This is a genomic window from Micromonospora sp. Llam0 (assembly GCF_003751085.1).
GTDB lineage: Bacteria > Actinomycetota > Actinomycetes > Mycobacteriales > Micromonosporaceae > Micromonospora_E.
The window spans coordinates 428,695-452,388 of record NZ_RJJY01000001.1 but is presented as its reverse complement, the minus strand read 5'-3'; the positions used below and the strand labels follow the sequence as shown (position 1 = coordinate 452,388).

Below are 23,694 nucleotides of genomic sequence, written 5' to 3'. Positions count from 1 at the left end.
CCACACCCCCAGGAACAGGTCGGGGAACTGGGTGACGGGCCTGCACGCGGGGTACAAAAGAGGCCGTCCCGCGTCCCTCGCGAAAGGTCGACCATGTCTGCACACCAGTTCGGCAGGGACCACCGGTGACCGACGGCACAGCCGCCGACGGACCGGACCCTCAGCACCGGCCGGCGGTCGGCCCCAGGCTGCTGATCGGGCCGTTGCTGCGCCGGGTGGTCGGCGGGCAGGCCACCATCTGGGTGGAGACCGACGCGCCGGCCACGGTACGGGTCGCGACGACGGGCACGGCGGAGGGCACGGCCCACACCTTCAGCGCGTTCGGGCACCACTACGCGCTCGTGGTGGTCGACGGGCTGACCCCCGGCTCGAGCCACCGCTACGAGGTCTTTCTCGACGAGCGGCGGGTCTGGCCGGAACCGGACTCGCCGTACCCGGGCAGTGTGATCCGGACCCGGCGGGCCGACGACGGCACCCAGCCGGTGCGGTTGATCTTCGGCTCCTGCCGGGAGACCACCCAGCACTCCACCGCCCGGCGGTTGCCGCCGGACGCGCTCGACGCGTACGCCCGGCGGCTGGCCGGCCTGGACCCGGCCGGCGACGACTGGCCCGACCTGCTGCTCCTGCTCGGCGACCAGGTGTACGCCGACGAGACGTCGCCGGTGATCCGACGGTTCCTGCGGCGGCGGCGCCGGCACCGTGGGCTACCGCCCGGCGCCCCCGCCGACCAGGTGGTCAGCTTCCCCGAGTACACCCGGCTGTATCTGGAGTCGTGGCGGGACCCGGAGATCCGCTGGTTGCTGTCGACCGTACCCAGCGTGATGATCTTCGACGACCACGAGGTGATCGACGACTGGAACACCTCGGCCGTCTGGCGGACGCGGATGCGCGGCGAGCCCTGGTGGCCGGAGCGGATCAGCAGCGGACTCGCCTCCTACTGGGTCTACCAGCACCTGGGCAACCTGGCCCCGGACGAGGTCGCCGCCGACCCGGTGTTCCGGGCGGTCACCGCCGCCGACGACGCCACCGATGTGCTGCGCGGGTTCGGTGCCCGGGTGGACGCCGAGGCGGACGTCGCGCACGACCCGCAGCGCTGGTCGCAGGTGCAGTACCAGTGGAGCTTCTCGCTGGACGTCGGCCGGACCCGGGTGATCGTGCTGGACAACCGGTGCAGCCGGGTGCTGCGGCCGGGGGAACGCAGCATGTTGCCGGCCGGTGAGTGGGCCTGGCTCACCGACCGGGCACACGGCCGCTACGACCACCTGGTGGTCGGCGCGTCGCTGCCCTGGCTCATGCCGCCCGGCATCCACCACCTCGAGTCGTGGAACGAACGGCTGGCCGAGTCGCCCCGGCGGTGGGTCGCGGCGGTGTCGGAGTGGCTGCGCCAGGCCCTGGACCTGGAGCACTGGGCCGCGTTCCGGCGCTCCTTCGACGACCTCGGGCAGTTGTTCGCCCGGGTCGGCACCGGGCCGGGTCACCCGCCGCCGGCCTCGATCAGCATGCTCTCCGGCGACGTGCACCACTCGTACGTGGCGCGGGCCGTCCTGCCCGGGCGGGTGACCAGCCCGGTACACCAGCTCACCTGTTCACCGATCCACAACCAGGTGCCGGCGCTGATGCGGCCGTTGATGCGGTTGGGCTGGTGGCGGGGGCCGACGGCGGCGCTGCGGGCGCTGGCCCGCTCCGCCGGACTGCCGAGGCCGTCGGTGCGCTGGCGCAAGCTGGACGGCCCGTACTTCGGCAACGCGGTCAGCACGCTGCTGCACGACGGCGCGACGGCCGAGGTGACGCTGGAGGGAACGACGACCGACGGCGCGCTGCGCGAGGTGGCCCGCCGCCGGCTCACCGATCCGGCGGTGCAGCCGGCACCTCGGCCTCCCCAGCAGGCTGCGGGGCTTCCGCAGTAGGCTCCGGCACGCTCGGCCCCGGCACGCTCGGCCCCGCCGGCCCCGGCACGCTCGGCGGCGCCTGCGCCGGCGACTCGTCGGCCGACTTGAGCCGCTGGCTGATCACCTGGGTGACACCGTTGCGCATGGTGACCCCGTACAGCGCGTCGGCGACCTCCATGGTCCGCTTCTGGTGGGTGATGATGATCAGCTGGCTGCGGTCCCGCAGCTGGGCCATCAGCGTGATCAACCGGCCGAGGTTGACGTCGTCCAGCGCCGCCTCCACCTCGTCCATGATGTAGAACGGGCTGGGCCGGGCCCGGAAGATGGCTACCAGCATGGCGACGGCGGTCAGCGACCGCTCCCCGCCGGACAGCAGCGACAGCCGCTTGATCTTCTTGCCCGGTGGCCGCGCCTCCACCTCCACCCCGGTGGTCAGCAGGTCGTCCGGGTCGGTGAGCACCAGCCGCCCCTCGCCACCCGGGAACAGCACGGTGAACACCTGCTCGAACTCGCGGGCCGTGTCGGCGTACGCGCTGGAGAAGACCTCCAGGATCCGGTCGTCCACGTCCGCGACGACGGTGAGCAGGTCCTTGCGGGTCGCCTTCAGGTCCTCCAACTGGTCGGAGAGGAACTTGTACCGCTCCTCCAGCGCGGCGAACTCCTCCAACGCCAGCGGGTTGACCTTGCCGAGCAGGGCCAGCTCCCGTTCCGCCTTCGCCGAGCGCTTCTCCTGGGTGGCCCGGTCGAACGGCACCGGCTGCGGTTCCGGTTTGCCGTCGGCGGCGGCCGCCGCCAGTTGGGCCTGGGTGGGTGGCACCGGCTGGTGCGGGCCGTACTCGGCGAGCAGGGTCTCCACGTCCAGCGAGAAGTCCTCGGCCGCCTTCGCCTCCAACTGCTCGATGCGCAGCCGCTGCTCGGCGCGGGCCACCTCGTCGCGGTGCACGGCGCTGGTCAGCCGCTCCAGCTCGGCCCCGAGCCGCTTTGCCGCGCCGCGTACCTCCTGCAGCTCGGCCTCCCGCGCGGCGCGGGCGCTGGCGATCTCGTCACGGGCGGCGGCCGCGTCGACCATCGAGTCGGCCAGCCGGGTCAGCGCGAACCGGGCCCCGGCGGTGACCGCGCGGGCGATCTGCGCGCCCCGGGCCCGGGCGGCCCGGCGGGCGGCGGCGCGTTCCCGCGCGGCCCGCTCCGCCGCCGCCTGCCGCAGCAGCGAGTCCGCCCGGCCGGCGATCGACGACACCCGCTCCTCGGCGGTACGGACGGCGAGTCGGACCTCCATCTCGTTCTGCCGGGCACCGGGCAGCATCGCGGCGAACTCGTCCCGTTCGGCGGTCGACGGCTCCTCGTCGATCGGGGTCGCCTCGGCCAGCCGCAGCCGCTCCTCCAGCTCCTCCAGCGCGGCCAGGTCGCGGTCCCGGGCCTCGGCGGCCTTGTCCCGGGAGGCGCCGAGCCGCTCCGCCTCGGCCCGTGCCGACCGGGCCGCGGCGCCGAGTTCGGCGAGCCGGCGGGCGGCGGCGTTGCGTTGCCCCTCCGCCTGTCGCCGCTCGGCGGCGGCCTGCGCGACCTGCTCCTTGAGGCCGGCCGCCGCCTCCCGCGCGGTGTCCAGCTGCCCGCGCAGCTCGGCGACGGTGGCTTCGGCGGTGAGCCGGTTGCTGCGGGCCTCCTCGACCGCCGCCTGCACCTCGATGAAGCTGGGGGCCTTGGCGGACCCGCCGGCGGCGGCGTAGGCGCCGACGATGTCGCCGTCCGGGGTGACCGCCCGCAGCTGCGGATGGTCGGCGACGGCCGCGGTGGCCGCCGCGAGGTCGCCGACCAGGATCACGTCCCGCAGCGCCCGGTGCAGCGCCGGGCGGAGCTCGTCGGGGCAGCTGACAGCGTCCGGTGCCCAGGTCGCCCCAGGCGGCATGGCCGGCCGCAGGGTGTCCGGCGAGCCGATCATCCCCGGCCCGGCGGGTCCGGCGACCAGCAGGCTGGCCCGGCCGGAATCCTGGATCTTGAGCAGCCGCATCGCCTCGGCCGCCTCGTCGACGCCGGTGACCGCCACCGCGTCGGCGAGACCGCCCAGCGCGGCGGCCAGCGCCGCCTCGTGTCCGGGCGCGACGGTAAGCAGACCGGCCAGACTGCCCAGCAGGCCGGGCACCTGATCGGCCCGGGCCAGCAGCGCCCCGGCACCGTCGCCCCGGCGCAGCCCCATCGCCAGCGCGTCCTCCCGCGCCTGCCAGGTGGCGGCCTCCTTCTCGGCCCGGCGCTCGGCGTCGGACAGCTGCCGTACCTGGGCGGCGGCGGCGTCGTGCGCGGCGACCGCCTCGGCGTGCCGGGCGTCCAGGTCGGCGTTGTCCCGGTCCGCCTCGGTGGACAGCTCGGCGGCCGCGTCCAGCTCCTGCTGGGCCTGGTCGGCGCGGGCCTGCGCGTCGGCGTGCGCGGCGGTGAGCCGGGAGATCTCGTCGGCGGCGCTGGAGGTACGGGCCCGCGCCGAGTTGACCTGGCCGGTCAGCCGGGCCAGCCCTTCCCGCCGGTCGGCGATCGCCTTGGCGGCGGCGACCAGCGCCCGCTCGGCCTGGGTCAGCTGCGCCTCCAGCTGCTGGCGGCCCTCCACCGCCTCGGCGAGGCGGATCTGGTCCTCGGTCAACGCGGCCCGCAGCTCCTCCTCCTGCTCGCGGACCCGGTGCGCCTCGTCGGTGAGCTGGTCCGGGTCACGCCCGGGTCGCTCGTCGTCGGGCACGCCGGACAGGTGCCGCAGCCGTTCACCGGCCAGCTGCTCGGTCGAGCGGAAGCGTTCCTGCAGGGCGGCGAGCTTGTACCAGGTGTCCTGGGCGGCGGCGAGCAGCGGCGCGTCCTCGGCCAGCGCCGACTCCAGCTCGGCCAGCCGGGACTGCACCTCGGCGTGTTCGGACTCCACCTCGGTACGGCGCTGCCGCAGCGCCGTCTCGTCGGCGATCTCCTTGTCGAGGGTGGTCCGCAGGGTGGTCAGGTCGTCGGCGAGCAGCCGCAGCCGGGCGTCGCGCAGATCGGCCTGGATCCCGGCGGCCCGGCGGGCCACCTCGGCCTGCCGGCCCAGCGGTTTGAGCTGGCGGCGCAGTTCGCCGGTCAGGTCGGTCAGCCGGTCCAGGTTGGTCTGCATCGCGGTCAGCTTGCGCAGCGCCTTTTCCTTGCGCTTGCGGTGCTTGAGCACCCCGGCGGCCTCTTCGATGAAGGCCCGCCGGTCCTCCGGCTTGGCGTGCAGTACGGCGTCGAGCTGGCCCTGGCCGACGATGACGTGCATCTCCCGGCCGATGCCGGAATCGGAGAGCAGTTCCTGGATGTCGAGCAGCCGGCAGTGGTTGCCGTTGATCTCGTACTCGCTCTCACCGGAGCGGAACATCCGGCGGGTGATCGACACCTCGGTGTACTCGATTGGCAACGCACCGTCGGTGTTGTCGATGGTCAACGTGACCTCGGCCCGGCCCAGCGGGGCCCGGCCGGCGGTGCCGGCGAAGATGACGTCCTCCATCTTGCCGCCCCGCAGCGCCTTCGCGCCCTGCTCGCCGAGGACCCAGGCGATGGCGTCGACGACGTTGGACTTGCCGGAGCCGTTCGGGCCGACCACGCAGGTGATCCCGGGCTCCAGCTTCAGGGTGGTGGCAGAGGCGAAGGACTTGAAGCCCTTCACCGTCAGACTTTTGAGATGCACGGTCCGATTCCTCGTCCGACGGGTCGCCGTGCGGCCGTCAGTGCTGGTCAGTACCGCACAGGCTAACCCGTCGGTCGGACGGTCACCGGATCCGACGCGGTCCGGGCGCGGACGCGGTCCGGGCGCGGCCCGGACAAAAAGCTGCGCGCCGGCACTTGAGTGTCGGCGCGCGGTGGGTGCGTGCGATCAGTGGTACGTACGGTCACTGGCGGCGGGCGCCGGCCTGCACCGGCGCCCGTAGAGATCAGGTGAGCGCTGGCTCGGGGATCCGCAGCAGGTCGTCGCTCTCGGCGACCGCTGCGGCGAGCCGGTCGTTCTCCGCCCGCAGTCGGGTGATCTCGAACTCCAGTGCCTGTACCGTGGCACGCAATCGGGTGACCTCGTCGAGCAGGCGCCGGTCGGGTGCTGCACCAACGTGGCCGTAGAGGGCCTTCGCCATTTCGTCTCCTTGTAATGCGCTGCCGGAAAGGCCGGCCAACGCGCGCCCGTGAACCCTCGTGTCGGTCAACCCCCGGGCATGCGGGGGCGCGACTGGGCGCGACTGGCGACACCCCCATGGTCCGCCGAAGTCGCCGCTTCGTCAAGTTCCACCAGACGAGGATCCCCACCTCCTCCACCGAATCTATCGCCCAAAAGGTACGAAGAGCGGCGGTTTAGCGGCACAGATCACAGTGTCACCGGCAGAACCTCAGCCGGACAGCTGTCCGCCTTATCTCTTCCTTAGCGGGATCGCCGGTTTGTCTTAGCAGCGTTGCCGGGCGCCGCCGAACGCCTTAGCGTCGCACCCGGCACAGCGCCCCCGGTCCCACCGGACGCGGCCCGCTGGCCGACCACCCACCTGCGGAGGCAACGACCTTGTACCGGCGCAACGACCGGGTCGATGGATCCATCCCCGGCGATCCGACGCCGCCCGCCGGCCACACCGCACCCGGTGACGCCGGCTGGAACACCGACCGGTTCGGGCAGAGTTCCTGGCGTGACCACCTCGACGCCGGCTGGCGGCCCGGCCCTTCGTCGGCCGACGACCACCCGACCGCCGGCCGGTTCCCCGGCGACGGCGGTTACGGCGACGGCGGTTACCCGGCGTACGGAGCGGACCGCCACGGGCAACCGCCACACGACGGGCAGCCATACGCCGGGCAGCCGGCGTACGACGGAGTGGACCACGGCGGCTACCCCGCCGACCCGGCCGGACCGCTCCCCGGCGGAGCCGGCTACCACCCGCAGCCGTACGGCCGACCCGCCGACGACGGGTACGACACCCACCTGATCGCCCGCCCGGACGGGCCGGGGTACGCGGACGGGCCAGGCTACGCCGACGGACCGGGGTACCCCGTCGCTCCGCACGGGTACGACGGCGCCGCCGACAGCGACGCCCCGTACGACGAGACCGGGACGCACCGGTACGGCGTGCTGCGGGACCTGGCCGACGACGTCGACGGCTGGCCCGGTGGCGACGTCGGCTGGGCCGGTGGCGACGATCGCCGGGCCGACGACGACCGGGGACCGGGCGAGGACCCGACCGACACCGGGCCGCTGACCCGCGCGGCCCGCCGGCGGCGATCCGACGCGCGCGACGACTCCGACCCGGAGGCAACCGACGGCCGACGGCGCCGGCTCGCCGTCGGGCCGGTCACCCTGGCCACGCTGGTCGTCGTGCTGCTGGTGGCGATCGGTGGCGGCGGCGCGATGCTGCGCGCCGGGTTCGGCGACGACTCGACCGACGGCACCGACGACACCGTCGTGGCAACGGATGTCGATTCGGTCACCGACCCACTCACCGAACAATCCGCCGGTACGGAGGACCCGCAGATCGGCGAGCCGGAAGTGCTCGACGCCGAACTCGGTGCCGCCCCGACGCCAGCTGCGAGCCCCGCACCGCCACCGCCGACCTCGGCCGCCCCGAGCCCACGTCGCAGCACCGCCGCCCCGGAAAGCTCCCGGCCGCAGCGCACCACCGCCGCGCCGGCGAAGACCAGCGCCGCGCCGCAGCAGACCGCCACCGGGGACACCAGCCGGCAGCAGCAGGTCCTGGTACTGGTCAACGCGGCGCGCGACGACAACGGGTGCGGCGCGGTGACGATCAACAACCAGCTGGCCGAGGCGTCCCGGCTGCACAGCGAGGACCAGGCGGCCAACAACGAGATGTCGCACGACGGCAGCGACGGCAGCGACCCGTGGGAACGCGCCAAGCGGGCCGGCTACGAGCAGGCGATCGGCGAGAACGTGGCGGCCGGCTACCCCACCGCCGAGGCGGTGATGGAGGGCTGGATGAACAGCCCCGGCCACCGGGCCAACATCCTCAACTGCGACGCGGTCGCCATGGGGGTCGGCACGGCCACCTCGTCGAACGGGACCCTCTACTGGACGCAGATGTTCGGGGCGGAGCGCTGAGCTGACGTCGGTCAGCGGCGGACGGCCCGCGGCCTGGGTTGGCAGCGGGGACAGCTGAACGACGACCGGTTCATGAACGACTCCCGGCGGATCAGCGCCCCGCACCGGGCGCAGGGCTGGTCCTCCCGCCCGTACACGTTGAGCGATCGGTCGAAGTAGCCGCTCTGGCCGTTGACGTTGACGTAGAGCGCGTCGAAGCTGGTGCCGCCCTCGGTGACCGCCGCCCGCAGCACGTCCCGTACGTGTGCCAGCAGCCTGGTGACCGTCGCGGGCGGCAGCCGGTCGGTCGGCCGGGTGCCGTGCAGACCGGCCCGCCACAGCGCCTCGTCGGCGTAGATGTTGCCGATCCCGGAGATCAGCGACTGGTCCAGCAGCACCCGCTTGATCTCGGTACGGCGTCGACGTACCGCCGCGACGAAGGCGGTGTCGGAGAAGTCCGGGTCGAGCGGATCCCGGGCGATGTGCGCGATCTCCGCCGGCAGCTCGGCACCACCGGCCGACACGGCGAGCCCGCCGAACGTCCGCTGGTCGACGAAGCGCAGCTCCGGGTCACCCTCGGCGAACCGGAAGCGGACCCGCAGATGCGTCTCGTCCGGGGTGTTCGCCGGCTGCAGCAGCAGCTGACCGGACATGCCGAGATGGCCGACGATCGCGTCGCCACTGTCCAGCGGCAGCCACAGGTACTTGCCGCGGCGGCGGACGTCGAGGATCCGCCGGCCGGCGAGTACGGCGGCGAAGTGCACCGGGCCGGGCAGGTGCCGGCGGATCGCCCGGGGGTGGTGCACCTGCACCGTGTCCAGCCGCCGGCCGATCACCCAGCCGGCCAGCCCTTGCCGGACCGTCTCGACCTCGGGCAGCTCTGGCATGACAGGCCTTTCCCCGACCGGTGCCGGTGGTGTTTGCGTGCTCAGACCTGGGCGGGCGGATCATCGTCAGCGTTGTTCTCGTCGACGGCCGGATCAGGTTCGTCGACGGCCCGATCGGGCTCGTTGGCGGCCGCAGCGGTGCCGGCGACTGCGGTGGAGTCCGCCATCTGCGCGGAGAGTGTACGCCACGCGGCTTCGGCGGCCCGCTGCTCGGCTTCCTTCTTGCTGCGCCCTTCGGCCCCGCCGTAGCGCTGCCCGGCGACCACCACCCAGGCGGTGAAGGTCTTGGCGTGGTCCGGACCGGCGTCGTCGATGCGGTACTCGGGCACGCCCAGTCCGAGCGTCGCGGTCAGCTCCTGCAGGCTGGTCTTCCAGTCCAGCCCGGCACCCCGGCTCGCGGAATCCGCCATCAACGGATCGAACAGCCGGCGAATCACGATCGACGCGGTGTCCAGCCCGTACTGCAGGTAGATCGCGCCGAGCAGCGCCTCCAGGGTGTCTGCCAGGATGCTCGCCTTGTCCCGCCCGCCGGTGCTCTCCTCCCCCTTACCGAGCAGCAGGTACGGGCCGAGCCCCTGCGGGCCGAGGGACCGGGCCACCTCGGCGAGCGCCCGCATGTTGACCACGCTGGCCCGCAGCTTGGCCAGTTGCCCTTCCGGCAGGTCGGGGTGGCTGTGGAACAACGCCGAGGTGATCACCACACCGAGCACCGAGTCGCCGAGGAACTCCAACCGCTCGTTGGTGGGCAGACCGCCGTTCTCGTACGCGTACGACCGGTGGGTCAACGCCCGTTCCAGCAGGTCCGGTTCGAACGCCACGCCGAACGCGGCCTCCAGGTGGGCCACCGGCGGACGACGGAACTGGTTGTTGCTCATGGCGATACCTCGTCCTGTTCTGCGATCAGCCGGGCGATGTCGTCGAGCATCCGGGCGACTGTCGCGGTCACCCGGCCACGATGCAGTCCGGCGGCGAGGGTGATTCCGGCGGCGATGTCGCCGCCGCTGGCGGCACCGTGGCAGACCACCACGGTCCCGGCGACGCCGAGCAGGGCCGCCGCCCGGGGCGCGATCCGGCCCGGCTCCGGGCCGCCGGCCATCGCGTACGCGCCTTCGATGCCTTTGAGCAGCACGTTGCCGGTGAAGCCGTCGGTGACGACCACGTCGATGCCGTCGCCGAGCGTGACGTCGTGCCCTTCGACCAGCCCGACGTACCTGCCGTCGGCGGGCACGGTGAGGCTGCGCAGCAGCGTGTCGGCGGTACGCCGGACCCGGTCGCCCTTGCCCGGCTCGGCGCCGATCGAGAGCAGTCCGACCCGGGGCCGGTCCAGGCCGAGTCGCGCGGCACCGTAGGCGGCGCCGAACAGGGCGTGCTGGGTCAGGGTCGCCGGGCGTGCCTCGACCGTGGCACCGACGTCGAGCAGCACCACCGGGCCGGCGACCGCCGGGATGGTGGCGACCAGGGCCGGCCGGCGTACCGTCGGCCAGCGGCCGAGACCGAGCGCGGCCGCGGTGACGATCGCGCCGCTGGACCCGGCGGAGATGAACGCGTCGGCCGCGCCGTCGGCGACGGCGGCCATGCCGGCCAGGATCGATCCGTCGGCCCGGCCGGTGTCACCCGCCAAGCGTACGGTGATCCGGCTCCGCTGCTCGTCGGGCAGCGCGACGCGAACGTCGTCCGCCGCCTCTGGCGGGCCGACGAGCAGGAGCTGGAGATCGGGATCGGCGCGGCAGGCGCGCAGAGCGCCGTCAACCACGACGGCGGGTGCCCCATCCCCGCCGAGGAGGTCGACGGCGATCCGCGAGATGCCGGTCCCGGAGTCAGCGCCGGCCGGTGCCGGCCGACCGGCCCGCTCCCGGGACGAGGCACCCGGCGTTCGCCGGGAGGTCCGCGCCGCCCGGTCGGAGACCGGCGGCGTCACGACGACCGAATCAGACCTCGATGACCTGGCGGCCGTTGTAGGTGCCGCAGACGGTGCACGCGGTGTGCGGCAGCTTCGCGGACTTGCACTGCGGGCACTCGACGGTCACCACCGGCGTGGTCTTCCACTGGGACCGGCGGGAACGGGTGTTGCTGCGGGACATCCGGCGCTTGGGAACGGCCACGGCTCTTACTCCTCTTGGCGGGTCAGTTGCGACAGGCCGGCCCATCTCGGGTCGACCTGTTGGTGGTTGTGGTCGTCCGGCAGCTCGTCCCAGTGCACCCCACAGTCGGGGCACAGCCCAGGGCAGTCGCTGCGGCACAGCGGGGTGGTCGGCAGTGCAAGCACCACCGCGTCCCGCAGTGCCGGCTCCAGGTCGATCAGATCGCCCTGCAACCGGCCCACCTCGTCGATGTCGGTCGTCTCGTCCGTGGTGCTGTTCTCGTACGCGTACAGCTCCTGGATCGGGACGGTCAGCGACTCGCTGATCGGGCGCAGGCACCGCCCGCACTCGCCGGAGACCGGCCCGGAGACCGTCCCGGAGACGAGCACCCCTTCGGAGACCGACTCGAGCCGCAGATCGAGGCTCAGGTCGGCACCTTCCGGTACGCCGTTCAGCTCCAGCCCGAGGTCCGCCGGCGCGGGCACCACCCGGCTCACCGTACGCAACGCGCCAGGGCGACGCGGCAGTTCCCGGGTATCGAGAACCAGCGGCGACCTGGGGTTGAGTGTCTTCGACGAGTGATTGCGCATAGTTGGACTCCGGCCTGGTAGAGGCCGACAAAACAGGTTACCCGAGCAGCGGCGACGGCGTCGAACCGGGGCACCGGTCGGCCAGGCGGGCGACGGCGGTTCAGCAGGGCGAGCGGTCAGGGGCGAGCAGTCGGTCAGAAGGGCAGTGGGCGTTCGTTCTCCTCACCGGAGAAGGTACCGATCTCCCGCAGCGCGTGCATCTTGTCCCGGCCACGCTCTATCGAGGCCAGCGCCCGGGTGAGGAACTGCTCGAAGTTGGCCAGCGCGGTGTCGACGTAGTCGTCGACCTCGGCGCGCAGCCGCTGCGCCTCGGCGCGGGCCTCGGCGACGATCCGGGCGCCTTCGTGCTCGGCGGAGACGGTGATCTCGTTCACCGACACCAGCCGGGCGTGCTCGGCCTCGCCCTCGCTGATGATCCGGTCCGCCTCGCGCTTGCCGGCGTCCATGATCTTGTCGCGTTCCTCCAGCAGCGCCGCCGCCCGGCGCAGGTCGGCGGGGAGCTCGGCCCGGAACTGGTCCAGGACGCCGATCATCTCGGCCCGGTCGATCATGCAGTTGTTCCGGGACATCGGCACGGCCCGCGCGGTCTCCACCATCGCGATGATCTCGTCGATGCGGTCGAATGGATCCACCGGCATCTCACTCCCTGTTGTCGGAGGGTCGACCCACCATGATGGCAAGGCCGGACCAGAACGTCATCATCCCAACTGCCGGACCGGTCGGCGCTCCATCATGATGCGACCCAGGACGACATGTGGTCCATCCCACCCCGGGGTCCGGCGCGTCGCAACGCGCTGCGACGGGGCGGAGCGGGGCGGGGCGGGGCGGTTCATCGCGGCCGGGTCGGCCCGCCCGGAACTGCCGGGCCGGCCCGTTTCACACCTGCTGGGTCGGTGGCGCGGCGACCCGGGCGAGCAGCCGGTCGTGGACCGCCTCGGGCAGGTGCGCCGAGACGTCACCGCCCCACTTGGCGACCTCCTTGACCAGGCTGGAGGAGAGGAACGAATAGAGCGGGTTGGTCGGCATGAACAGCGTCTCCACCCCGGCCAGGCCGATGTTCATCTGCGCCATCTGCAGCTCATAGTCGAAGTCACTGACCGCCCGCAGGCCCTTGACCACGACGGCCGCCTCCTGGGCGCGGCAGAAGTCCACCAGCAGGCCACGGAACGACGCGACCCGAACGTTGCGGTACGACCCGGCCACTTCACGGAGCATCGATATCCGCTCGTCGATGGTGAACAGGCCAGCCTTGGACTGGTTGATCAGGACACCCACGATGACCTCGTCGAACAGCCGGCTGGCCCGGCCGATGATGTCGAGATGTCCGTTGGTGACCGGGTCGAAAGAGCCGGGGCACACCGCTCGTCTCATGATCGCCGACCGTACCAAAGCATGGTCTCGCCGTAACGCCGCCCGCGCTCGGCAGTGACGCCTTCCACCCAGGTCAACGCCGGTCCCCGGGCCGAACGCTCGATCACCACGACGGCGTCCGGGGCGAGCCAGCCGCCGGCGACGAGACTGTCCAGGACGGTCCGGAGTTCGGCGTCGGTCACCGCGTACGGCGGATCGGCGAAGACCACGTCGTAGCCGCCGCCGTCCGGCGGCGTGGCCAGCGCGGTCGCGACCTTGGCGGTGATCAGCCGGGCGGCGGCGCCGGCCCTCAGCGCGGCGATGTTCGCCCGGACGGTACGGGCTGCCCGCGCATCGGACTCGACCAGCAGTACGTGGTCGGCGCCCCGGGACAGCGCCTCCAGACCCACCGCGCCGCTGCCGGCGTACAGGTCGGCGAAGCGCACCCCGACCAGATCGGTCATCGTGCCGAGGGTGCTGAACAGGGCTTCGCGGACCCGGTCGGAGGTGGGCCGAGTGTTCGCGCCGGGCGGTGCGGCGATCCGCCGGCCGCCGAGCCGACCGGAGATGATCCGGGTCATCGGCGACGTGCTCCCACGGCAGCCGGTGCGCTCATGCCCGGCACGCTACGCGATCAGCCGAACCGGCCGAATGCCGACCCGGACGGCTGAGTCCCTTCTCGGATGACCAGGCACATCCCTTGTTGCCGCAGAAACAGTTGAGGCGAGAAAGGCCACCCGCGAAGCGGGCGACGAACACGTTGCGTCTATCAATTGTCTCGGATCGACAACATCATCCTTAGCCGGACCTGTGGGTCACCACGTCAGTTCAGGAACAGCTAAGGTCAGGCGCTGTGCCGGTGGGACAACGCCGGACACGACGCACGACGCGGGACGTTGTCGCACCAATCATCGACTGCACCTCACCAGTCAGGTTGCGCACGCCCGCGCCGGGCCCCTGAACCCCTCACTCGGGAGTACCTGTGAACCGTCTGAAGTCTCCGCTTCGGCGCGCCCTGGCCATCGCGGCCGGCGCGACGATCGGCCTGGCCAGCATCGCCGCCTTCGGTGCGCCTGCGGCCGCCACCGGCAACCACAAGGAAAATTTCAAGCTGTTCGTCGTGACCGTCACCGGCGAGGCGACCTGCGACGCGGAGACCGGCAACTGGCTGGTCGGCTGGACCGTGAGCCAGAACAAGCTGGAGAGTGAGGAGCTCGCCAAGCAGGACTTCCAGGTGAAGCGGGACGCGACCGTCAAAGAGATGAGTCTCTCCCCGGACGGCACCACCCTGGACGGGTTGGCCAAGGGAGCGGTCATCCCGACGGCCGGCGAGGGCGAGCTGACCGGCACCCAGGTCGTGCCGGGCGACTCGACCGAGGCCACCCTGTCGGTCACCGCCAAGTGGAAGTTCCGGCTGGGCGGGAAGGTCGAGCGGACCGCCGTCGGTTCGGTGACCTTCGACGGCGAGTGCACCAAGCCCACGCCCAACCCGTCCGCGACGTTCGCGTCGGCCTGTGACGGGTCGGTCGTCGTCACTCTGGTCAACGGCGACGGCGGCACCGCACCGGCCAAGTTCACCGTCACCGGCGCGGCCGACTTCACCGAGTCCGTCACCGTGCAGCCTGCGGAGAGCACCACCGTCACCGTTCCGGCGGAGAACGCCTCCTCGATCGTCGTGACCGAGGAAGGCTCCGAGGAGCCGCTCGCCGAGAGCGCCTGGACCGAGCCGGAAGACTGCGTCGAGCCCGCCGATCCGGAGGGCACCGTCGAGTACACCTGCGACCAGATGATCTTCACCCTCACGAACCCGGAGGACGGCGAGAGCATCACCGTCACCTTCACCCCGAACGAGGGCGAGGCGCAGGAGCTGACCGTCGAGCCGGGCGAGACCGGCAGCGTGGCCTTCGAGGCGTTCGACGGGCTCAAGGTCACCCCGAGCGGTGACGGCCTCGAGACCGTGGAGCCGTTCGTCTGGGAGCAGCCCGAGGACTGCGACGAGGACGGCGGAAGCGGCGCGGGCGACGGTGACGAAGGCTCCCTGCCGGTCACCGGTGCCGCCGCCGGCGGTCTCGCCGCTGGCGCCGTCGCGCTGCTGGCCATCGGTGGCGTGCTGTTCTACCTGGCGCGTCGTCGGCGGGTCACCTTCACCGTCTGAGTCAGCCACACCTGGTCGTGACTGACTGACAAGTCATCCCCCCGCACCACCCCGAGGAAGGGCGTCGACCATCCCCCCGGTCGGCGCCCTTCCGCCTGCCTGCCCTTGCCGTCTGCCGACCCTGCCACCGGTCCGCCCGTAAACCGTTCCCTGGCCGGGGTCAGCCCTTCTCCAGGTACTCGGCGCGTTCGGCGTCGACCAGAGTGCCGACGGACGCCGCCAGCGCCGGATGCCGGGTCAGCTCCGGGTCGTCGCCGAGCAGGTCGATCGCCTCGGCACGGGCCTGACCGATCAGGTCGGCGTCGCGCAGCAGCGACAGCAGCCGCAGATGGGACCGGCGACCCGACTGGGTCGCGCCCAGCACGTCACCTTCGCGGCGCTGCTCCAGATCCAGCTCGGCCAGCCGGAACCCGTCGGTGGTCGACGCGACCGCGTCCAGCCGCTCGCGGGCCGGCGTACCGTCGGCGGCGTCGGTGACCAGCAGGCACAGCCCGGCCGCCGAGCCCCGACCGACCCGGCCGCGCAGCTGGTGCAGCTGCGACACCCCGAACCGGTCGGCGTCCAACACGATCATCACGGTGGCGTTCGGCACGTTCACCCCGACCTCGACCACCGTGGTGGCGACCAGCACGTCGACGTCACCGGCGGCGAAGGAACGCATCACCGCGTCCTTGGCCTCGGCCGGCAGCCGACCGTGCAGCACCTCGATCCGCAGCCCGTGCAGCGGCCCGTCGGCGAGCAGCGGCGCCACCTCGGTCACCGCCAGCGGCGGCCGCCGCGCTGCCGCGTCCGCGCCGCCAGCGGCATCACTGCCGGTGGGATCACCGCCGGACGACGGTTCCTCGTCGGAGCCGCCCGCCGGGCCGGCGACGTCACCGATGCGCGGGCAGACCACGTACGCCTGATGGCCGGCGGCCACCTCCTCGCGTACCCGCCGCCAGGCCCGCTCCAGGAAGGCCGGCTTCTCCGCCGCCGGCACCACGTGCGAGACGATCGGCGACCGGCCGCCGGGCAGCTGGGTGAGCGCGGAGACCTCCAGGTCGCCGTACACGGTCATGGCGACCGTCCGCGGGATCGGGGTGGCGGTCATCACCAGCACGTGCGGCGGCTGCTCGGCCTTGGCCCGCAACGCGTCGCGCTGCTCCACCCCGAACCGGTGCTGCTCGTCGACGACGACCAGGCCCAGGTCGGCGAAGTCGACGCCCTCGTACAGCAGGGCGTGGGTGCCGATGACGATGCCGGCCCGGCCGTCGCGGACCTCGTCGAGGGCGGCCCGGCGGGCCGCCGCACCCAGTGACCCGGTGACCAGCGTCACCCGGGTGCCGGCCGGGTCGCCGTCCAGCTCACCGGCCCGCCCCAGCGGGCCGAGCAGCTCCTGGATGCCCCGGTGGTGCTGGGCGGCGAGCACCTCGGTCGGGGCGAGCAGCGCCGCCTGCCCGCCGGCGTCGACGACCTGCAGCATCGCCCGCAGCGCGCACACCGTCTTACCGGAGCCGACCTCGCCCTGCAGCAGCCGGTGCATCGGATGTGCGGTGGCCAGGTCAGCGGCGATCTCCTCACCGATGCGCCGCTGACCGTCGGTCAGCTCGTACGGCAGGCGCGCGTCGAACACGGCCAGCAGGCCGGCGTCCGCGCGGGGCCGGGGCCGCGCCGGCCAGTCGGCGGCGCGCAGCTTGCGCTGCACCAACGTCAGCTGTACGGCGAACGCCTCGTCCCACTTGAGCCGCCGCCGGGCCTGGAACAGCTCGGGTTCGTCGGCCGGGCGGTGGATCTGCCGCAGCGCCGGGTGCAGGCCGAGCAGGTTGCGGCTGGCCCGTACCGCCGCCGGCATCGGATCCTCCGGTGGGGTGAGCACGTCCAGCACGGTCCGTACGCAGCGGGCAATCACCCAGGTCGGTACGGCGGCGGCGGCCGGGTAGACCGGGATCAGCGCCCCGGCGAACTCCTCCACCGGGTCCTCGGCGGCCACCTCGCCGTCGGCGGCGCCGTCGCCGAGCAGCACGTACTCGGGTCCGTTGAGCTGGCGCACGCCCCGGAACTCGGTCACCTTGCCGGCGAACAGCCCCCAGCGGCCCGGTTTCAGGTCCCGTTCCCGCCACGCCTGGTTGCCGAAGAAGGTCAACGTCAGGGTGCCGCCGGTGCCGTCCTCGACGACCACTTCGAGCAGCTTGCCGCGCCGTTGGCGCATCGGCCGTACGGTGGTCCGCCGCACCTGGCCCAGGACGGTGACCTGCTCCCCCACCTCCAGCGAGCGGATGTCGGTGTGTTCGCCGCGCTGGTCGTAGCGGCGCGGGAAGTGGTAGAGCAGGTCCCCGACGGTGTGCAGGTCGAGGTGGTCGGCCATCGCCTTGGCGGTCTTCGCGCCCAGGTTGACCTTCAGCGGAGTGTCCATCGTGCACGGCTGCGTCATCCGGCCTCCAACAACGGCTGCGTCATTCGATCCCTACCAGCAGCGGGTAGTGCGGCTGCCCGCCGACGAAGGTGTGCACCTCGACGAACGGCCAGCAGCGGGCGACGTGCGCCGCCACCGCTTCGCCCAGTCCGTCCGGTGCCTGCTGGCCGACGATCAGGGTGACCAGTTCACCGCCGCCGCCGAGCAGCTGGTCCAGCAGGTTGCGGCAGGTGCCGGCCAGGTCGGTGCCGATCAGCAGCACCTCCCCCTCGACCAGGGCGAGCACGTCGCCGGGGCGGCAGCGGCCGGCGACGGTGAGCGCTTCCCGGGCGGCGTGGCAGACCTCGGCGTACCGGCAGGCTCCGGCCGCCTCGGCCATCGCGATCACGTCGTCGTCGAAGCGGCGTCGCGGGTCGCGGACGGCGAGCGCGGCGAGGGCCTGCACCGGTGACCGGGTCGGCACGACGGCGACGGTGACGCCGCCGGCCTCGGCCTCCCGGGCGGCGAGGCCGGCGACGGCCTGGGTGTCCGGGTCGTTGGGCAGCACCACCACTTCGGCGGCGCCGGTGCGGCGGATGGCGTCGAGCAGCTCGGCGGTGGACGGGGAGCCGCCGACCACGCCGGCACCCTCACCGGTGAACAGGGCGGCGAGGCCGGTGCCGGCGGCGACCACCACGGCGGCCCGGCCGGCGAGCGGCGGCGCCGGCTGGTCGGCGAACCGGGTGACCGAGATCTGGTACGGGCGACCAGCGGCGATGCCGGCCTCGATGGCGGCGCCGATGTCGTCGACGTGCACGTGCACGTTCCACACCGGATCGTCCCTGTCGTCATCGTCCCCGTCGCCGTCCCCTGCGTCGGAGCCCCCGTCGTCATCGCCTCCTGCGTCGGAGCCGACGACGACCAGCGAGTCGCCGATCTCGGCGAGTGCGGCCCGCATCCGGTCGACCGCCCCGGCCGGCGCTTCGAGCAGGAACTGCACCTCGTAGGCGTACCCCTCGGAGCCGGCCCCACTGTGGGGGTCGGCGGCGGGCCCGGCACCGCCGGGGTCACCGGGTACCCGGTAGGCGGGATCGCCGGTGTCGGCCGCAGGATCGCCGGTGCGGTCGGTGCTGTCGGTGACCGGGGTGCCGACCACGGCGGCCAGCGCGTCGAGCAGCAGGCACAGGCCGCGACCACCGGCGTCGACCACCCCGGCGCGGGCCAGCACCGGCAGCTGGCCGGGGGTCGCGGCGAGGGCGTCGCGGGCGGCCGAGGCGGCGGCCCGTACCACGGTCGCGAGGTCGTCGGAGCCGGTCCGGTCGGCGGCCCGCGCGGCGGCGGCGACCACGGTCAGCACCGTCCCCTCGACCGGGCGGGCGACCGCCGCGTACGCCGCGTCGGTGGCGGCGGTCAACGCCGACGCGAGGGCCCGGCCGCGCACCACGGCGATGTCGGTGAGCGCGTCGGCCAGCGCACGCAGGATCTGCGAGACGATCACCCCGGAGTTGCCCCGGGCACCGAGCAGCGCGCCCCGGGCCATCAGCCGCAGCACCCGCCCATGCGAGGTCTGCTCCCCCTCGGAGGAGTTGTCCAGGTCGAGCGCCAGGGCATGCTGGGCCGAGGTGAGGGTGAGGACCAGGTTGGTGCCGGTGTCGCCGTCCGGCACCGGGTAGACGTTGAGCGCGTCGATCTCGCCCTGGTGGCGACGCAGCGCGGCCAGCGCACCCGAACACCACCGGCGCACGGCGGCGGCGTCAAGGGTGTCCAGCACGGCGATGAGCCTACTGGCGCACGCCGACAGCCGCCGTGAAGACGACCCGGGTGCGGCCGGGCCGCCGGCAGCGGACCGGTCGGGGCAGGGCGATTGGCCGCCCGGGTGGTCGATCGGGTAGCCTGGCCAGGTTGTCTGGGCGTGGTGTGTCCCGGCGACCGGCGACCTGATGAACGACAAATCCCCAGGAGTATCCCGTGGCTAGCGTGTGCGACGTCTGTGGCAAAGGGCCGGGCTTCGGTCACAACGTGCCGTGGTCGAAGAAGAAGACCAACCGCCGTTGGAACCCGAACATCCAGACCGTTCGCACCCCGGCCGGTGGCGGCAACACCCGCAAGGTGAACGCCTGCACCTCCTGCCTCAAGGCCGGCAAGGTGGTCCGGGGCGCCTGACCGCGCCGCCCACGACCTCGACGTTTCAGCAGCCGCCGGACCCGATCGGGTCCGGCGGCTGACTGCGTACGGTCACCAGTCGGGCGGTGAGCGCCCGTCACCAGTCGGCGCTGAGCACCCGGCCGAAGGACAGGCAGCCCGGCGAGTCCCGGTAGTAGCCGAAGTTCGGGATCCGGGCGTACCCGCTGCTGCTGTAGAGCGCGATCGCCTCGGGCTGCTTGTCGCCGCACTCCAGGATGACCCGGCGGCGGCCCTGGCCGGCGGCGGAGCGTTCGACGGCGGCGAGCAGCGCGCGGGCCACCCCGCGCCCGCGGGCGGCGTCGGCGACGTACATCCGCTTCAGCTCGGCGTCCTCGCCGGAGGTGCCGTGGCTGCGCCAGCCGGCGCAGCCGGCCGGCGCCCCGTCCAGGTGGGCGATCAGGAAGGCACCGCCGGGCGGGTCGAAGTGGGCCGGGTCGACCGGGGTGTCGTCGCCGGTGCCGCCGTAGCGGGCACCCAGATCGGCCATGGCGGCGGCCACCAGGCGTTGCGCCACCGCGTCGGTGTAGCGGACCCGGCGGATCTCGACGCCGGCCTGAAGCAGATCAGTCACGCGGTAAAGCGTAGTGCGGTCACCGGCGGTGGCTCAGCGGTGACCGGCGCGGCCTCACTGGAAGTGTTCCCAGCCGGCGACGCCCTGGTAGGGCTGGCCGTCGACGGTGACCCCGGCGCCCTTGACCACGTGGCCGACCCGCCGCCAGCCCTTCGGTAGCGGCAGATCCTCGGGGAACGTCGCGGCCAGGGCGTGGTCGTCACCACCGCCGAAGATCCACTGGTACGGGTCGACGCCGAGCGCGTTGGCGGTGTCGCGCATCTGCGGCGGCACCTCGAAGGCGGCCCGGCGCAGGTCGATACCGACCCGGCTGGCGGTGGCGACGTGACCCAGGTCGGCGATCAGCCCGTCCGAGATGTCGATCATGGCGCTGGCGCCGACGTTCGCGGCGGCCGGGCCGGCGGCGTACGGCACCTCGGGGCGTCGGTACGCCTCCACGAGCAGCTTCGGTGACCGGAAGCCGCGGGACAGCACCGTGTAGCCGGCGGCGGCGTAGCCGAGCCGGCCCGCGATGGCCAGCACGTCACCGGCGTGCGCTCCGCTGCGCAGCACCGGGGCGGCGCCGTGCAGGTCGCCGAGGGCGGTCACCGCGATGGTCAGGGTCGGGCTGGCCGACATGTCGCCGCCGACCACGCTCGCGCCGACCTTGGCCGCCTCGTCGGACAGGCCGACCGCCAGGTCCTCGGCCCAGCCGGCGTCGGTCTCGGGCGGGGCGCAGAGCGCCACCAGCAACGCGGTCGGCACCGCCCCCATCGCCACGATGTCGGCGAGGTTCGCGGCGGCCGCGCGGTGCCCGACGTCGACGGCGCTGGACCAGTCCCGCCGGAAGTGCCGGCCCTCGACGAGCACGTCGGTGGAGGCGACCACCCGGCCGTCCGAGGCGGCCACCACGGCCGCGTCGTCGCCGGGGCCGAGCAGGGTGGCGGCCCCCGGGTGCAGCCGCGCGGTGACCCGGGAGATGAGCCCGAATTCACCGGCCTGTGCCACATTCACCGGTCCACCTCGATCATTGTCGTCTCCACTCGGGCACCGTCATGAATCCGGCCTGCTCCGTACGGTAGTTTCACGTTCGAGCCGCTCCCGGGCGGCGGATAGGAGTCGGGTCGTGGTCCAGGCATACATCCTCATCCAGACCGAAGTCGGAAAGGCACGCGACGTCGCCGACGCGATCGCGGACATCTCCGGCGTGGTCCGGGTGGACGCGGTGACCGGGCCGTACGACGTGGTCGTGCTCACCGAGGCGCACACCGTGGACGAACTCGGGACGATGATAGTCAGCCGGGTCCAGATGGTGCCGGGCATCACCCGGACCCTGACGTGTTCGGTGGTACGACTGTGACAGGTGGGCCGGACCGGACCACCCGGCAGGCGGCGATCTGGGCGACCGTGGTGGCGTTGCCGTTGACCGTGATCGTGGCGCTCGCCGCGTTCAGCCGGCTCGCCCCGACCGGGTCCGACGACGACCCGGGGGCCGCGGCGGACCCGTCGACGTCGGCGTCCGCCGCTGTCGCGCCGGCGCCGACCACGCCGGTGCAGATCGCCGCCGCGACGTTGGACGAACGCGCCGAGATCGTCTGCCGGGCGCTGATCTCCCAACTGCCGGGTACGCTGCGCGATCTGCCGCAGCGGCGGGTCACCGACGGCGCCGAGCAGAACGCGGCGTACGGCGAACCGCCGATCACCGTCGCCTGCGGGGTGCCGGCGGCGCAGTTCCCACCGACCGACCTGGTGTACGCGCTGGACGGGGTCTGCTGGCACGCCGCCGAGCAGGCCGACGCCACCGTCTGGACCACCGTCGACCGGGAGATCCCGGTGCGGGTGAGCGTGCCCGGCTCCTACGACGAACCGGGCCAGTGGGTGACCGCGTTCGCCGACCCGCTGATCGAGACGGTGCCCAGCGACGCGGACGCCGCCCCGCGCGGCTGCCGCGCCTGACTCTGGGTCCGGTCCCCGCTCTGGTCCGGTCTGGTCGGGTCCGGTCTGGGGTCCCGGCGGTCGGTCAGCGCAGCCCGGTGCCCCGGCTGAGGGCGGTACGGATCAGCCGGTCCACCAGCTTCGGGTACTCCAAACCGGCGGCCGCCCACATCCGCGGGAACATCGACGTCGGGGTGAACCCGGGCATCGTGTTGATCTCGTTCAGGTAGATCTGGTCGTCGTCGGTGACGAAGAAGTCGACCCGGGCCAGCCCGGCGCAGTCCAGCGCGGTGAACGTGCGGCAGGCGTAGTCCTGCACCTGCCGGGTCACCTGCTCCGACAACCCGGCCGGGATGTCGTACTCGCAGGAGTTGTCGAGATACTTGGCCTCGAAGTCGTAGAACTCGTGGTCGGTGACCACCCGGACCTCGGCCAGCAGGGACGCCTCGGGGCCGCCGCCGGCCTCGCCCTCGATCACCCCGCACTCGACCTCACGGCCGACGATCGCCGCCTCGACCAGCACCTTCGGGTCGATCTCCCGGGCGGTGGCGACGGCCGCGTCCAGGTCGGCCCAGTCGGAGACCTTGGTGATGCCGTACGACGAACCGGCGCGCGACGGCTTGACGAACACCGGCAGGCCGAGGCGCTCCTTGTCGGCGTCGCTGAGGCTCACCCCGGGGCGCAGCACCGCGTACGGGCCGGTCGGGATGCCCTCGACGGTGGCCAGCTTCTTGGTAAACTCCTTGTCCATCGCGGCGGCCGAGGCGAACACCCCGGCCCCGACGTACGGGATTCCGGCCATCTCCAGCAGCCCCTGGATGGTGCCGTCCTCGCCGTACGCGCCGTGCAGCGCCGGGAAGACGACGTCGACGCCGGCCAGGGCGGCGGCCGGGCCGTCCGCCGGGTCCAGCACCATGATCCCGTTGCCGGTCGGGTCGGCGGGCAGCACCACGGCCGAGCCGGACCGGTCGGTGATTTCCGGCAGTTGCCGGTCGGTGATGGCCAGCTGGCTGCCGTCGCCGGTGGTGAGCACCCACCGCCCGGCGCGGGTGATACCGACCGGGACGATCTCGTACTCGTCGGTGTCCAGGGCGGCCAGGATGCTGCCGGCGCTGACGCAGGAGATCGCGTGCTCGGTGCTGCGGCCGCCGAAGACGATGGCGACGCGGGTCTTGGCTGGGCTGGTCACAGGGGTGCCTTTCGTTCGCGGCCTGCACGCGCCCGCCGGGCATGGTCGGGGGAGCCCGGCGGTACGCGGTTCACGTCTTCGCGCTCACGCGGCTGACCCTACTCTGCGTACCCGCCCACCGTGCCCTGACCGGCCCGGGATCCTCCTGATGATGCAAGGAGTAACGGCCGGGTAGCTCACACCGTTTAGCAGCGACGATCGGCTCCGGCGGGATCGACTCGGAGCGCCTCTGCTGACAGTTGCACCGAGCCCACCGTCGCCGCACCTGTTGGCAAGCCCGGACGGGGCGGTCCGTTCCGCGCGGGGACGCAGGCAGAGACGTAATGCAAGCAGCTTCGCTCACCCTCACGGCATCCAGTCAAGACTGGTCTGACCAGCTACCGACCCACCTTGCCCAGATCGCCGCTCTCCTGATCCCCACCCGACGCGAATGCACCTGCCCCGCCCGGTCAAACGCGCCCGCCGCAACCCGC

20 protein-coding genes and 1 pseudogene are annotated in these 23,694 nt (G+C 73.0%); 6 read left to right on the top strand and 15 right to left on the bottom strand.

Annotated elements, in window-relative coordinates; genetic code table 11:
• Nucleotides 1-188: 188 nt before the first annotated feature.
• Nucleotides 189-1,907 (top strand): alkaline phosphatase D family protein, encoded by a 1,719-nt coding sequence (locus tag EDC02_RS02100; RefSeq protein WP_123604407.1) that lies wholly within the window; start codon nt 189-191, stop codon nt 1,905-1,907.
• Between the two features lie 73 nt (nt 1,908-1,980).
• On the opposite strand, the pseudogene smc reads toward EDC02_RS02100, so the two are convergent.
• Nucleotides 1,981-5,556 (bottom strand): annotated as a pseudogene (gene smc / locus EDC02_RS02095) (chromosome segregation protein SMC); the annotation flags it as partial.
• A gap of 244 nt (nt 5,557-5,800) precedes the next feature.
• Nucleotides 5,801-5,995, bottom strand: coding sequence for a hypothetical protein (locus EDC02_RS02090; protein ID WP_123600485.1), 195 nt, complete (start codon nt 5,993-5,995; stop codon nt 5,801-5,803).
• 416 nt (nt 5,996-6,411) lie between these two features.
• On the opposite strand from EDC02_RS02090, the gene EDC02_RS02085 reads away from it, so the two are divergent.
• Nucleotides 6,412-7,950 carry a CAP domain-containing protein gene (locus tag EDC02_RS02085; RefSeq protein ID WP_123600484.1) on the top strand — a complete coding sequence of 513 codons (1,539 nt, stop codon included), beginning with the start codon at nt 6,412-6,414 and terminating at the stop codon, nt 7,948-7,950.
• An 11-nt stretch (nt 7,951-7,961) separates the two neighbouring features.
• On the opposite strand, the gene mutM is transcribed toward EDC02_RS02085, so the two are convergent.
• The 8 genes from mutM to rsmD form a co-directional block, all read right to left on the bottom strand.
• Nucleotides 7,962-8,816 (bottom strand): bifunctional DNA-formamidopyrimidine glycosylase/DNA-(apurinic or apyrimidinic site) lyase, encoded by an 855-nt coding sequence (gene mutM / locus EDC02_RS02080; RefSeq protein WP_123600483.1) that lies wholly within the window; start codon nt 8,814-8,816, stop codon nt 7,962-7,964.
• 41 nt (nt 8,817-8,857) lie between these two features.
• A complete protein-coding gene (gene rnc, locus EDC02_RS02075; RefSeq protein WP_123600482.1) occupies nt 8,858-9,691 on the bottom strand; it encodes a ribonuclease III in 834 nt (277 codons plus the stop codon).
• Nucleotides 9,688-10,620 (bottom strand): phosphate acyltransferase PlsX, encoded by a 933-nt coding sequence (locus EDC02_RS02070; RefSeq protein WP_233606326.1) that lies wholly within the window; start codon nt 10,618-10,620, stop codon nt 9,688-9,690. The genes rnc and EDC02_RS02070 overlap by 4 nt, the downstream gene beginning before the upstream one ends.
• Before the next feature lie 124 nt (nt 10,621-10,744).
• A complete protein-coding gene (gene rpmF, locus EDC02_RS02065) occupies nt 10,745-10,918 on the bottom strand; it encodes a 50S ribosomal protein L32 (protein WP_123600480.1) in 174 nt (57 codons plus the stop codon).
• Between the two features lie 5 nt (nt 10,919-10,923).
• Nucleotides 10,924-11,487, bottom strand: coding sequence for a DUF177 domain-containing protein (locus EDC02_RS02060; RefSeq protein WP_123600479.1), 564 nt, complete (start codon nt 11,485-11,487; stop codon nt 10,924-10,926).
• Nucleotides 11,488-11,621: 134 nt separating this feature from the next.
• Entirely contained in the window at nt 11,622-12,119 is a 498-nt protein-coding gene (locus EDC02_RS02055; protein ID WP_123604406.1) for a hypothetical protein, read from the bottom strand.
• A gap of 244 nt (nt 12,120-12,363) precedes the next feature.
• Complete coding sequence (gene coaD, locus EDC02_RS02050) at nt 12,364-12,858, bottom strand: pantetheine-phosphate adenylyltransferase (protein WP_123600478.1); 495 nt, start codon at nt 12,856-12,858, stop codon at nt 12,364-12,366.
• Nucleotides 12,855-13,418 carry a 16S rRNA (guanine(966)-N(2))-methyltransferase RsmD gene (gene rsmD / locus EDC02_RS02045; RefSeq protein WP_123600477.1) on the bottom strand — a complete coding sequence of 188 codons (564 nt, stop codon included), beginning with the start codon at nt 13,416-13,418 and terminating at the stop codon, nt 12,855-12,857. The genes coaD and rsmD overlap by 4 nt, the downstream gene beginning before the upstream one ends.
• Nucleotides 13,419-13,819: 401 nt before the next feature.
• Here rsmD and EDC02_RS02040 point away from each other — a divergent pair, with 401 nt between their 5' ends.
• Nucleotides 13,820-14,992, top strand: coding sequence for a cell wall anchor protein (locus EDC02_RS02040; protein WP_123600476.1), 1,173 nt, complete (start codon nt 13,820-13,822; stop codon nt 14,990-14,992).
• A 160-nt stretch (nt 14,993-15,152) separates the two neighbouring features.
• On the opposite strand, the gene recG is transcribed toward EDC02_RS02040, so the two are convergent.
• Both recG and EDC02_RS02030 read right to left on the bottom strand, forming a co-directional pair.
• Complete coding sequence (gene recG / locus EDC02_RS02035) at nt 15,153-17,402, bottom strand: ATP-dependent DNA helicase RecG (RefSeq protein ID WP_123600475.1); 2,250 nt, start codon at nt 17,400-17,402, stop codon at nt 15,153-15,155.
• Between the two features lie 22 nt (nt 17,403-17,424).
• A complete protein-coding gene (locus EDC02_RS02030; RefSeq protein WP_123600474.1) occupies nt 17,425-19,134 on the bottom strand; it encodes a DAK2 domain-containing protein in 1,710 nt (569 codons plus the stop codon).
• Nucleotides 19,135-19,331: 197 nt separating this feature from the next.
• On the opposite strand from EDC02_RS02030, the gene rpmB reads away from it, so the two are divergent.
• Nucleotides 19,332-19,526: a 50S ribosomal protein L28 gene (rpmB, locus tag EDC02_RS02025; protein WP_123600473.1), complete on the top strand. Its 195-nt coding sequence runs from the start codon at nt 19,332-19,334 to the stop codon at nt 19,524-19,526.
• A gap of 97 nt (nt 19,527-19,623) precedes the next feature.
• Here rpmB and EDC02_RS02020 read toward each other — a convergent pair whose 3' ends face one another.
• Nucleotides 19,624-20,109 carry a GNAT family N-acetyltransferase gene (locus EDC02_RS02020; RefSeq protein ID WP_370461508.1) on the bottom strand — a complete coding sequence of 162 codons (486 nt, stop codon included), beginning with the start codon at nt 20,107-20,109 and terminating at the stop codon, nt 19,624-19,626.
• 63 nt (nt 20,110-20,172) lie between these two features.
• Nucleotides 20,173-21,111, bottom strand: a complete 939-nt coding sequence (locus EDC02_RS02015) for a thiamine-phosphate kinase (RefSeq protein ID WP_123600472.1) — start codon at nt 21,109-21,111, stop codon at nt 20,173-20,175.
• 112 nt (nt 21,112-21,223) lie between these two features.
• On the opposite strand from EDC02_RS02015, the gene EDC02_RS02010 reads away from it, so the two are divergent.
• Complete coding sequence (locus tag EDC02_RS02010) at nt 21,224-21,457, top strand: Lrp/AsnC ligand binding domain-containing protein (protein ID WP_123600471.1); 234 nt, start codon at nt 21,224-21,226, stop codon at nt 21,455-21,457.
• Entirely contained in the window at nt 21,454-22,053 is a 600-nt protein-coding gene (locus EDC02_RS02005) for a DUF3515 family protein (RefSeq protein ID WP_123600470.1), read from the top strand. The genes EDC02_RS02010 and EDC02_RS02005 overlap by 4 nt, the downstream gene beginning before the upstream one ends.
• A gap of 64 nt (nt 22,054-22,117) precedes the next feature.
• Here the strand turns inward: EDC02_RS02005 and EDC02_RS02000 are convergent, their stop codons facing one another.
• Nucleotides 22,118-23,221, bottom strand: a complete 1,104-nt coding sequence (locus tag EDC02_RS02000) for a D-alanine--D-alanine ligase family protein (RefSeq protein ID WP_123600469.1) — start codon at nt 23,219-23,221, stop codon at nt 22,118-22,120.
• Nucleotides 23,222-23,694: the final 473 nt, after the last annotated feature.